This is a genomic window from Nonomuraea sp. CX421 (genome assembly GCF_059358955.1).
In genome coordinates this window covers 215,732-227,365 of sequence record NZ_JCADBK010000006.1, presented here as the reverse complement: position 1 = coordinate 227,365, position 11,634 = coordinate 215,732, and the positions used below count along the sequence as shown (strand labels likewise).

Here is an 11,634-nt window from a genome sequence, read left to right as displayed (position 1 = left end):
AAACGACGGGGTACGGCCCGCGCCGGCCGTACCCCGTCGTTCGCCTACAGGCCGACCACGTGACAGGTGGCCGTCACCGTCTTGCTCGGGTCGCTCTCCGAGGTGGCGGTGAGTTCGATCTTCCCGAGCCGGGCGCCGCCCGCCTCGCGCACGGCGTTGACCGTGACCGTCGCGTGCTTGCCGAAGTCGACGGAGGCCAGCGCGTTGGGCAGCTGGGCGGTCCAGCCCTTGCCCCGGGCCTCGGCCTTGAGCCGGTAGACGTCGGTGTTGAGGTAGGCGCTGACGTCCTCGGGGTGCTGCCCCTGTGCGGGGGCCGCCCTACCGGTGTTGAACAGCGGGAACGTGCAGGTGGACACGCCCTTGCCGGCAGGGACTCCGGCGGCGGGCAGCAGCCGGACGCCACGCTTCTGCGGGCCCGCCCCATCGAGGGAGCGGACGGCGACCGTGTAGGACAGCGTGCCGTCGCGGCCACGCTTCAGGTCGGTGACGTAGAAGTGCAGGCGGTTGGCCTCGTCGACGTACTCGTACTCGCTGCCCGAGTCGGTGCCCGCGTGGAAGAGCGCGTCGGACAGCTGGCGGTAGTCGCCCATGGTGATGGGCACCTCGGTGCCGTCGGGCAGCACGTAGTCGGTCATCCCGATGTCCTGCGGGTTGGCGTCGACCACCCAGATGAACGGCGACCGGTCCTGGTCCTTGGTCTTGGCCAGCAGCACTCCGGAGTCGGGGGTGAAGGAGTCGGTGCCGACCCGGTCGACGACCTCGACGGTGTAGTTGTCGTAGCCGCCGCCGTCGCACAGCGGGTTGGTCGCCGTGTCGCAGGCGGGACTCTTGTCACCGGAGCCGAAGGCGATGTTGAGGCCCATCAGCCCGTTCGGTCCCGGCTGCACCGCCCGGGCGGTCACCCTGGCGGTCACCAGGCCGGACTCGTCGAGCGCGTCACGGGAGAGGTTCAGCACGTTGGCCTGGTCGACCATCTGGAGTTTGATCTTGTTGCGCAGCATGTGCTGGGAGCCCATGGAGGAGCCGGCGGTGGGCGGGATGAGCCAGCGGCTGTGCGGGCCGCCGGGGCCGTTGAAGGTGCCGCGGCTGAGCATCTCCCAGATGCCGGAGTAGGCCCGGCGCAGTGGCACGCCGTACGGGTTGTTGTAGTTGTCGGCGATGCCCATGATGTGGCTCAGCTCGTGGGCGTACACCGACATCCCGGAGCTCTCGGCCTGCACCGAGTCGACGCCGAAGCGGGCGTTGGGCCAGAAGGTGGAGCCGGCCTGCCACGAGGTCCAGTCGACGTAGCGGGTGGCGGACCAGTTGGGCAGCGCCGGGTCGGGCGGGCCGAACTCGTCGGTCACGTCCTCCTTGGTGGGGAACTTCATCATGCCGAACTCCTGCCAGGTGGACGACTCGTCCTGGCCGGCGCTGACGTAGAAGATGAAGTCGAACTGCGCGGCGACCTCCTCACCGACGGCGGCGATCCACGCCGCGTTGCCGTCGGTGCGCAGGTTGCGGTTGCAGGTGTCGCCGCTGGGGCAGGCGTTGCGCTGATACTCCATGGCGTACTCATGGTCCTTGCCCGGCATGGTGTACGGGCCGAAGCCGGTCAAATCCACGCCGATGCGGCCGCCGGAGTCCTCCATCCAGTACTCATGGATGGTGTGCCCCTTGTTCAGCTCGTTCGGGGTGTTGAGGAAGTCCTGGTAGAACCGGGCGACCTGGTCGCGGGGGATGTCGTGGGCCTCGGCGCTCGGGTTGCCGAAGATCGTCGAGCCCTTGGGCTGGGTGACGACGAACTCCTGGTTGGGGTAGTCGAGCAGGACGAGCGCGCCCTTGAAGGTGCGCTGCGAGCCCTTGACCGACGGGTCGTTCCAGTTGGTGCCGGGCGGCTTCTTGTAGTCCGCCCACGTCATGTGGTCGGGGTTCTCCCAGTTCTGCGGGTCGATGGGCTTGATGTCCGCGACGGGGCGACCGCGCAGGGCCTGGGCGTCGGCGGGCGCGTCGCGCTGCCAGGGCTGGGTCTGCGGCCAGTGCTTCTGCCGCCAGGGGTGTTCGGGATCCTCCGCGGGGGGCGCTGCGGAAGCGGGTGTGGCCGTCAAACTCAGCGGGATCAGCACGAGGGCTGCCAGCAGGCCTTTCAACAGCTTCTTCGGGGCATTCACCAATGGGACGGTATAGGCGATATTGACAGAGATCACCGGTCAGCTGTAGGGAAGACCCGTAGCTGTATCTCCGACATTTGTTGAAATAACCAGGTGAGTTGTGGCGGACCTCCAGCGGACCGTGGACGAGCTCGCGGCGCGCCTCGACCGGCCGCTGCTGCTCGAGGACCACCTGCAACGGGTCATCGCCTACAGCGAGCAGAGCGGCGCCATGGACGACATCCGCCGCGACTCGATCCTGCGCAGGCACACCACGCCGGAGGTGCGCCAGTGGCTGCGCGCCGCGGGCATCGACGGCGCGGCCCTCCCGCTGCGCACCCCGGGCGCGCCGCACCTCGGCCTGCTCCCCCGCGTCTGCGTCCCGGTACGCCACGAGGCCGGGCTGCTCGGATTCCTCTGGTTCATCGACGCCGAACCGGCGATGCCGGACGCGCAGGTCGCCGAGGCCGCGGCGGCGGCCCCCGCGCTGGCCCTGGCGCTCTACCACGAGAGCCTGGCCATCGGCCTGGCCTCGCACCGGGAGCTGGAGGCGGTGACGGGGCTCCTGCTCGGCGAGCGCGACGCGGCCCGCCAGCTGATCGAGGCCGGCGCCTTCCCCCAGGCCCAGCCGGTGACCGTACTCGTGGCCAGGCCGCTGGCCCCCGAGCCGGACGAGGCCCTCAGACTGGCCCTGGAGCAGGGGCTGCTGGCGCTACGGCGGCGGCTGAGCGGGCACCACCCGCTGCACCTCGTGCGCTACGACCACGCCGTGCTGCTCACCGCCGGGCCCGCCGTCTCGCCCGACGAGCTGCACGGGGCGATGTCCGTGCCGGTCACCGTGGGGGTCGGGCGGCCCCGGCCGGCGCTGACCACGGCGGCCGCGTCCTACACCGAGGCCAGGCACGCGGCGGAGGTCGCCGCCCGGGTGCCCGGCCTCGGCCGCTCGCTGGAGTGGAGCCGGCTCGGCGTCTATCGGATGCTGACCCACCTGTCGCCGTACGAACTGCACCCCGGCCTCGAACCGCTGCTCGCCGACGAGCACCACCTGCCGCTGCTGGAGACCCTGGAGACCTATCTGGACCTGGCCGGCAGCGCCGTCGCCACCTCGCGGGCGCTGCGGCTGCACCGCACCTCTCTGTATTACCGGCTGCGCCGCGTGGAGGAGCTGGCCCGTACGGATCTGAAGGACGGCGGCGAGCGGCTGGCCCTACACCTCAGCCTCAAGCTGGCCCGGCTGTCCGGCCGCTACCTGCCCCGCGACTCGCGCCCGGTGACGCCCGCCTGACCGGGCACCGGGGCCGGCCCGAACTGGGCGTCCACGGCGGCCAGCAGCTCCTTGAGCTGGTCGCGCTGCTCGGCCGAGAGCACCGCGAAGAGCTCCTGGCCCGCCTGCCTGCGGGCCTCGCGGGCACGTTCGTGGACCTTGTGCCCCTCCGGCGTGACGACCAGCAGGGTCGAGCGCCGGTTGGCCGGATCGATCTCCCGGCGTACCAGCCCGGCCGCTTCGAGCGCGTCGACGACGGGGGTGACGGAGCGCGGCACGATCCTCAGCTCGTCGGCGAGCCGCACCATCCGCAGGGGCCGGTCGGCGTCGATGAGCACGCGCAGCGCCCGCGCCTGACCGGGACTCAGGCCGAGCGGCTCCAGCCGATGCAGATAGCCATGCCGCAACCGGCGGCCGACCAGGTGCATGAGCTCGGAGAGCTCCACGTCGTCCATGGGCCAAGCCTAATGGCGGAACAAATATGAGCTAACCTCTGTTAGAGCGAACATCTGAAAGGAGCGGCTGCTTGGCCGAGGAACCACGCGCCCCGCTGCGGCGCATCGTCCGCCTCTTCCGCGCCTACCGGGGCCGCCTGGCCGTGGTCGGCTGTCTCATCCTGCTGTCGTCGCTGGTGTCGCTGGCCTCGCCGTTCCTGCTGCGCGAGGTGCTGGACACGGCCATCCCGGCGCGCGACACCGGCCTGCTGGCGCTGCTCGCGCTGGGCATGATCCTGGTCGCGGTCACCACGAGCGTTTTCGACGTGGTCCAGACGCTGGTGTCGACCACCGTCGGCCAGCGCGTCATGCACGACCTGCGCACCGCCGTCTACGGCCACCTGCAGCGCATGTCGCTGGCGTTTTTCACCCGCACCAGGACCGGCGAGGTGCAGTCGCGCATCGCCAACGACATCGGCGGCATGCAGTCGGTCGTCACCTCCACCGCCACCTCCCTCATCTCCAACCTCACCACCGTCCTGGCCACGGTCGTCGCCATGGTCGCGCTCGACTGGCGGCTGACCGCGATCTCACTGCTGCTGCTGCCGGTCTTCGTGTGGATCAGCCGCAAGGTCGGCGCCGAGCGCAAGCGGATCACCTCCGAGCGGCAGCGGAAACTGGCCGTGATCTCCTCCATGGTCCAGGAGTCGCTGTCGATCAGCGGCATCCTGCTCGGCCGCACGATGGGCCGCTCCCCCGAGCTGTCCCGCCGCTTCGCCGCCGCCTCGGACGAGCTCGCCGACCTGGGCGTCCGCTCCAGCATGGCCGGACGGTGGCGGCAGTCGTCGATCCAGATCGTCATGGCCGCGATGCCCGCGGTGATCTACTGGGCGGTCGGCCACACCGGCGCCATCTCCGTCGGCACCCTGGTGGCCTTCACCACGCTGCAGGCGGGCCTGTTCAGGCCCACCGTCTCGCTGCTGCGGCTCGGCGTCGAGGTGCAGAGCTCGCTGGCGCTGTTCGGCCGCATCTTCGAGTACCTCGACCTACCCGTGGACATCCACCCCGGCCCCCGCACGCTGACCGGCGTGCGCGGCGAGGTCCGCTACGAGAACGTCGACTTCGCCTACGGCGAGGCGCCCACGCTCACCGGCGTGGACATCACCGTCCCGGCGGGCACCAGCCTGGCGGTCGTCGGCGAGACCGGGTCGGGCAAGACCACGCTCAGCTACCTGCTGCCCCGGCTGTACGACGTCACGGGCGGCCGGGTCACGATCGACGGCGTCGACGTCCGCGAGCTCACCTTCGAGTCACTGGCCCGCACGGTCGGCGTGGTCTCCCAGGAGACGTACCTCTTCCACGCCTCCATCGCCGACAACCTCCGCTTCGCCGACCCCACGGCCACCGACGAGGAGTTGGAGGCGGCCGCCCGGGCCGCCCGCATCCACGACCACATCGTCTCGCTGCCCGACGGCTACGACACGCTGGTGGGCGAGCGCGGCTACCGCTTCTCCGGCGGCGAGAAGCAGCGCCTGGCCATCGCCCGGACCATCCTGCGCAACCCGCCGGTGCTCGTCCTCGACGAGGCCACCAGCGCCCTCGACACACAGACCGAGCGGGCCGTACAGGAGGCACTGGACACGCTCGCGAGGGGCCGCACCACGATCACGATCGCGCACCGCCTGTCCACGATCCGCGACGCCGGCCAGATCGTCGTCCTGGACCACGGCCGGGTCGTGGAGCGCGGCACCCACGACGACCTGCTGGCCCTCGGCGGCCACTACGCCGCCCTGGTGAGCAGGGACCGCCCGCTCGAACTGGTGTGACGTCCCCGGCCGCGCCCCGGATGGACAAGGAAGAGTCGTCGAAGATCCAGGGGAGACCAAATCCCAGGTTTTCGGCAGGCTCCTGGGTAAGAGGACGGGTATGACCGAACAGCCTCCGGACAGACACGGCCTGGCGGACGAGCAGGAGATCGAGGTCGAGGAGTGGACCGACGACCTCGGCCGGGCGCATCGCATCGAGGGTGACGATCCGCGTCACGAGGACACCCTCGACGAACGGCTGTGGCGGGAGAAGCCCGACCGGGAGAGGCCGGCGCCGCGGCCGGGACACCGGCTCACCCAGCCCGACGAGGGTCTGGCCCCCGACGAGGAGCCGGACGAGATCGGCCAGGACTGGGGCGACGACTCCGGCGACCTCTCAGCCGAGGAACGCGCGATCTACGTCGAACCCGATGACGAGATCAGGTGAGACCCGCGAGGGCGGGCAGCAGGGCGGGCAGGTCGTCGACGATCAGGTCGGCGGCCTTCGCCTGCGGCCGCTCGGCGTGCAGATGACCCCACGGCCCCCGGCGCAGCAGCGCCGTCCGCATGCCCGCCCTGGCCGCGGGCAGCACGTCGTTGTCGAGCCGGTCGCCGACGTAGAGGATCTCGGCGGGCTCCCTGCCCGCGATCGCGGCGACCTTGGCGAAGAACTCGGCCGCGGGCTTGGACACGCCCCAGCCCTCGGAGGTGTGCACCGAGTCGACCGGAAGGTCCATGGCGACCAGCGCGTCGTAGGCCCGGACGGGCTGGTTGCCGGCGACGATCACCTGCTGCCCGGCCGCGCGCAGCGCGGCCAGCGCCTCGCGGACGTCGGGGTAGAGGTCGTCGGCGTCGAAGTGGTTGCGCAGGCCGTCGGGCTCGTCGCGCTCCCAGGCCGCCAGCTCGGCGGTGATGTCGAGACCGGGCCGGACCAGCTCGAACGCCTCGCGGTGGGAACGATCAAGGGCGGCCATCCCGCCGAGCGCTCCCATCATCACGAACCTGCTCACTCCCAGGCGGTCGGCCCAGCGCGACCAGATGCGCGTCTCGTCGATGAGCGTCTCGCCGACGTCGAACACCACTGCCTTGATCATCGAACCCCCCACTCGTGCGTCCCCCCACTGTACGGATCCGTACTGAATCACTCGACCGGGGATCGAATCGGTCGCTTGACCATGAAGGGGGATGTTCCATGCCACGAGAGGGCGACACCAAGGACGGACAGCTCGACGACCTGCCGGCGACCGCCGACGAGGACGTCTGGCACGACTACACCGCCGACCTGCTGAAGGTGATCAAGCGCGGCGTGAACCGGCGGCCGGGTGAGCGGATCCCGGAGACGCACGGCGAAGCGCTGCCCACCTGGTGGCCCACACCCAACTGACGCCGCCCCACATCCACGGCCGCCTCGTTGACAGCGAGGCGGCCGTTTCGCGCCGTAAGGGGGTCCGCTCGCAGGCGCTGAATGCGATACTCAGGGTACCCATTCGAGTACGGAGGGACAGTTTCGATGGTTGTCATGGCGATCAGGCAGCACCACACCGAGCTGGTGCCGTCCAACGACAAGCGCCTGCCGGAGACCGCACGGGAGCTGTTCGACGCACTCCCCGAACTCCCCGGCTTCCGGGCCGACGTCGTCGAAGGAAATCTCATCGTGAGCCCTGTAGGCACCCCCGAACACGCTGACTGCGCCATGGCGCTCTACCGTGTCCTCATTCCGGTCATGGACGAACACGGTTGGAAGGGGCGCGCGGGTAACGTCGATGTCTGCGTCGAAGGGCCGCGAGAGCCCGTCGAGCCCGACTTCGTGCTCGCGCCACCCGACTGCCCCAGGTGGGGTGACCGCGAGCTGCGGTCGTCCGGGCTGATCATGGTCGCCGAGGTGGTCTCCGCCGGCAGCGCCCTCCGGGACCGCGTGGAGAAGCCGCCGCTCTACGCGACCGGCGGCGTGCCGATCTATCTGCTGATCGACCTCCTCGCCGAGCCGCCGTCGGTCACGGTGCACAGCGAGCCCCGCGACGGCGCCTATCTGGCGAGCGCCACGGTGCCGGTCGGGTCGCCGCTGCGGCTGCCCAGCCCGATCGACGTTGAGCTGGACACGTCCGTCTTCAAGGTGTGAGTTTGTCCATCGCCTTGGCGATGCGCTTCTCCGAGACCGGGGTCGGGGTGCCGAGGGTCTGGGCGAAGAAGCTGACCCGGAGCTCCTCGATCATCCAGCGGATCTCCACCACGTCGGGGTCGGAGCGCCGCGCGGGAGGCAGCTTGGCCAGCAGGTCGTGATAGTCGTCCTCGACCTTGTGCACGCGGTCCATCCACTCCTCGTCGCGCCACGGCTCCTCGGGGAGCTTGGTGAGGCGGCGCTCGACGGCCCGGATGTAGCGCAGCAGGTCGGGCAGCCGCCGGTGACCGGTGGCGGTGACGAAACCCGGGTAGACGAGCTTGGCGAGCTGGTCACGGATGTCGCCGGCCGAGGCGCCGGCGCGTACGGACTCCAGCCCGGCGCCGACGGTGTGCCAGATGCCGAGGATCTGCTCGACCCGGGCCAGCACATCGGCCGAGGTGGCGTGCAGCTCGGCCCGGACGTGCTGGTAGAGCCGGTCGTAGGAGACAGGGTCCCAGGCCGGGCCACCGCGGTCGAGCATCAGCTTGTCGACCGCGGCGTCGACCACGTCGTCGAAGAGCGCCACCGCGCCACCGTGCGGGCTGCGCGACAGGGCCAGCTTGGCCTGGTTGGACAGACCGCCGAGCAGCGACCGGGCCGGGTTGGTGACGCCCAGCAGCAGCAGCCGCCGGGTGCCGGTCCAGTGGGAGCGGCGCTGCTCCAGCTCGGTCTCGAAGATCTTGATGGAGACGGAGTCGCCGTCGTCGACCAGGGCCGGGTAGCCCTTCATCCGGCCCTGCTCGAACACCTTGGGCAGGGTGCCGAAGCTCCACGTGTGGAGCCCCGACTGCTCCAGGTCGTCGGCCGCCGCCGAGAGCGTCTGGCGCAGCCGCGGGGCGAGCCGCCGCTTCAGCGCGTCGAGGTCCTTGTCCTCGGCGACCGTGCGGCGGCGCTCGTCGATCACCCGGTAGGTGATGCGCAGGTGTTCGGGCACCTGGTCGAGCTGCCAGGCCTCGCGCGGCACCCGGACGCCGGTCAGCCGCAGCAGCTCGCGCTCCACGGCCTCCAGCAGCGGCTCGCCGCCCTGGCGGGCGCCCTCCAGCACCTGCTTGGCGTAGTTGGGGGCGGGCACGAAGTTGCGCCGCAGGTGCTTGGGCAGCGACCGGATCAGCGCGGTGATCAGCTCCTCGCGCAGGCCGGGGATCTGCCAGTCGAACCCGTCGGAGTTGACCTGGTTGAGCACCTGGAGCGGGACGTGCACGGTCACGCCGTCGGCGTCGGCGCCGGGCTCGAACTGGTAGGTCAGCTTCATCCGCTGGCCTAGCTGCCGCCAGGTGTCGGGGTAGTCGCGGGCGCTGACGTCGGCACCCTCGTTGACCAGCATCTCGGCCGAGTAGGTCAGCAGGTCGGGCTCGGTGGCCCGGGCCTTCTTCCACCACGAGTCGAAGTGCCGGGCCGAGACGACGTCGGCGGGCACCCGCTGGTCGTAGAAGTCGTACAGGGCCTCGTCGTCGACCATGATGTCGCGGCGGCGGGCGCGGTTCTCGAGCTCCTCGACCTCTTCGAGCAGCTTGCGGTTGGCGCGCAGGAAGGTGTGGTGGCTGTCCCAGTCGCCTTCGACGAGCGCGTGCCTGATGAACAGCTCGCGCGACAGCTCGGGGTCGATGCGGCCGTAGTTGACCTTGCGCCCGACCACGAGCGGCACGCCGTACAGCGTGACCTTCTCCAGCGCGATCACCGCGCCCTGGTTCTTCTCCCAGTGCGGCTCGGAGTAGGTGCGCTTGACCAGGTGCTGCGCGAGCGGCTCGACCCAGTCGGGCTCGATCTTGGCGTTGACCCGGGCCCACAGCCGCGACGTCTCCACCAGCTCGGCCGACATCAGCCACTGCGGCTGTTTCTTGGCCAGCGCCGAGCCGGGGAAGACGGCGAAGCGGGCGTTGCGGGCGCCGAGGTATTCCTGGATCGGGCGGCGGCCGTCGGAGGCGCGTTGTTTGTCGACGACGTCCTTGACGCCCACGTGTGACAGCAGCCCGGCCAGCAGCGAGACGTGCACGCTCCGCGGGTCGGCGACCTGGCTGCCGGGCTGGGCGCCGAGCGACTGGCGCAGCTGGCTGTAGATGTCCTGCCACTCGCGCACGCGCAGGTAGTTGAGGAACTCGGCCTTGCACAGCCTGCGGAACGCGCTGGACGACAGCTCTCGCTGCTTGTCCTGGAGGTAGTGCCAGAGGTTGACGTAGGACAGGAAGTCGGACTCGGGGTCGGCGAAGCGGCGGTGCTTCTCGTCGGCCTGCTGCTGCTTGTCGGACGGGCGTTCGCGAGGGTCCTGGATCGACAGCGCGGCGGCGATCACCATGACCTCGCGCAGGCAGCCGTTCTTCTCCGCCTCCAGCACCATGCGGCCGAGGCGGGGGTCGACCGGCAGAGCGGCCAGCTTGCGGCCCACCGCGGTGAGGTCGCCCTGCGCGTCGAACGCGCCCAGCTCGTGCAGCAGGCTGACGCCGTCTCTGACCTGGCGGCGGTCGGGCGGCTCGACGAACGGGAACGCCTCGATGTCGCCCAGCCCGATCGAGGTCATCTGCAGGATGACCGAGGCCAGGTTGGTGCGCAGGATCTCGGGGTCGGTGAACTCCGGCCTGGCGAGGAAGTCCTCCTCCTCGTAGAGCCGGATGCAGACGCCGTCGGAGGTGCGGCCGGAGCGGCCCTTGCGCTGGTTGGCGCTGGCCTGGGAGATGGCCTCGATGGGCAGCCGCTGCACCTTGGTGCGGTGGCTGTAGCGGGAGACGCGGGCGTAGCCGGGGTCGACGACGTATTTGATGCCGGGGACGGTCAGCGACGTCTCGGCCACGTTGGTGGCCAGCACGATGCGGCGGCCGGTGTGGCGCTGGAACACGCGGTGCTGCTCGGCGGCGCTCAGGCGGGCGTAGAGCGGCAAGATCTCGGTGTTGCGAAACTCGGCCTTGGCCAGGGCGTCGGCGGCGTCGCGGATCTCCCGCTCGCCGCTCAGGAAGACGAGGATGTCGCCGGGCCCCTCGGTGACGAGCTCGCGGCAGGCGTCGACGATGCCCTGCGTCTGGTCGTCATCGTCGTCGAGCGGCCGGTAGCGGACCTCGACCGGGTAGGTGCGGCCGGACACCTCGATGATCGGGGCGTCGGAGAAGTGCCGCGAGAACCGCTCGGGGTCGATGGTGGCGCTGGTGATGACGACCTTGAGGTCGGGGCGCTTCGGCAGCAGTTGCTTGAGGTAGCCGAGGATGAAGTCGATGTTGAGGCTGCGCTCGTGGGCCTCGTCGATGATCAGTGTGTCGTACTGCTCCAGCAGCCGGTCGTTCTGCAGCTCGGCGAGCAGGATGCCGTCGGTCATCAGCTTGACCAGGGTGCGGTCGCTCGCCTGGTCGGTGAAGCGCACCTTGTAGCCGACGACCTGGCCGAGGTCGGTGCCGAGCTCCTCGGCGATGCGCTCGGCGACCGTGCGGGCGGCGATGCGGCGGGGCTGGGTGTGGCCGATCAGCCCTCTGACGCCGCGCCCCAGCTCGATGCAGATCTTGGGGATCTGGGTGGTCTTGCCGGATCCGGTCTCGCCCGCGATGATCACGACCTGGTGGTCGCGGATGGCCGCGAGGATGTCGTCCTTGCGCTGGGCGACCGGCAGGTTGTCGGGGTAGCTCACCTCGGGCACGGCCTCGCGGCGGCGGGTCAGCCGCCGCTCGGCGCGCTCGACGTCGGCGAGGATCTCCGCGGCGATCTTCTCCCGGGCCTCACGGGAGCGCACCCGGCGCGCGCCGTCGAGGCGGCGCCGGAGCCGGCGCTGGTCACGGGGCATGAGCTCAGGCAGGCGTGACTGCAGCTCGCCGAGCTCAGGGTGAGAGGAGGACAACGCAGAGGTTCCCATACTGCTTTCAGG

General features: G+C 70.5%; 9 protein-coding genes. 5 read left to right on the top strand and 4 right to left on the bottom strand.

Translation table 11 applies throughout. The features are described from left to right. Positions 1-44: 44 nt before the first annotated feature. Positions 45-2,150 carry a M6 family metalloprotease domain-containing protein gene (locus tag AC5L3X_RS14235; protein WP_225263279.1) on the bottom strand — a complete coding sequence of 702 codons (2,106 nt, stop codon included), beginning with the start codon at positions 2,148-2,150 and terminating at the stop codon, positions 45-47. A gap of 100 nt (positions 2,151-2,250) precedes the next feature. Here AC5L3X_RS14235 and AC5L3X_RS14230 point away from each other — a divergent pair, with 100 nt between their 5' ends. Continuing rightward, positions 2,251-3,414: a PucR family transcriptional regulator gene (locus AC5L3X_RS14230; RefSeq protein ID WP_494857377.1), complete on the top strand. Its 1,164-nt coding sequence runs from the start codon at positions 2,251-2,253 to the stop codon at positions 3,412-3,414. On the opposite strand, the gene AC5L3X_RS14225 is transcribed toward AC5L3X_RS14230, so the two are convergent. Next, a complete protein-coding gene (locus AC5L3X_RS14225; protein ID WP_494857376.1) occupies positions 3,375-3,848 on the bottom strand; it encodes a MarR family winged helix-turn-helix transcriptional regulator in 474 nt (157 codons plus the stop codon). The two genes, AC5L3X_RS14230 and AC5L3X_RS14225, sit on opposite strands and share 40 nt — an antisense overlap. Positions 3,849-3,919: 71 nt before the next feature. Here AC5L3X_RS14225 and AC5L3X_RS14220 point away from each other — a divergent pair, with 71 nt between their 5' ends. After that, positions 3,920-5,653, top strand: coding sequence for an ABC transporter ATP-binding protein (locus AC5L3X_RS14220; protein WP_494857375.1), 1,734 nt, complete (start codon positions 3,920-3,922; stop codon positions 5,651-5,653). 100 nt (positions 5,654-5,753) lie between these two features. Continuing rightward, a complete protein-coding gene (locus AC5L3X_RS14215; protein WP_494857374.1) occupies positions 5,754-6,080 on the top strand; it encodes a DUF5709 domain-containing protein in 327 nt (108 codons plus the stop codon). On the opposite strand, the gene AC5L3X_RS14210 is transcribed toward AC5L3X_RS14215, so the two are convergent. Continuing rightward, a complete protein-coding gene (locus AC5L3X_RS14210; protein WP_494857373.1) occupies positions 6,073-6,726 on the bottom strand; it encodes an HAD family hydrolase in 654 nt (217 codons plus the stop codon). The genes AC5L3X_RS14215 and AC5L3X_RS14210 overlap by 8 nt on opposite strands. A gap of 98 nt (positions 6,727-6,824) precedes the next feature. On the opposite strand from AC5L3X_RS14210, the gene AC5L3X_RS14205 reads away from it, so the two are divergent. Then, positions 6,825-7,016, top strand: coding sequence for a hypothetical protein (locus tag AC5L3X_RS14205; RefSeq protein ID WP_189125246.1), 192 nt, complete (start codon positions 6,825-6,827; stop codon positions 7,014-7,016). Between the two features lie 135 nt (positions 7,017-7,151). After that, positions 7,152-7,751 (top strand): Uma2 family endonuclease, encoded by a 600-nt coding sequence (locus AC5L3X_RS14200; RefSeq protein ID WP_494857372.1) that lies wholly within the window; start codon positions 7,152-7,154, stop codon positions 7,749-7,751. Here the strand turns inward: AC5L3X_RS14200 and hrpA are convergent. Then, on the bottom strand, positions 7,741-11,622 hold the full coding sequence (gene hrpA / locus AC5L3X_RS14195; protein ID WP_494857371.1) for an ATP-dependent RNA helicase HrpA: 3,882 nt from the start codon (positions 11,620-11,622) through the stop codon (positions 7,741-7,743). The genes AC5L3X_RS14200 and hrpA overlap by 11 nt on opposite strands. Between the last annotated feature and the right edge of the window lie 12 nt (positions 11,623-11,634).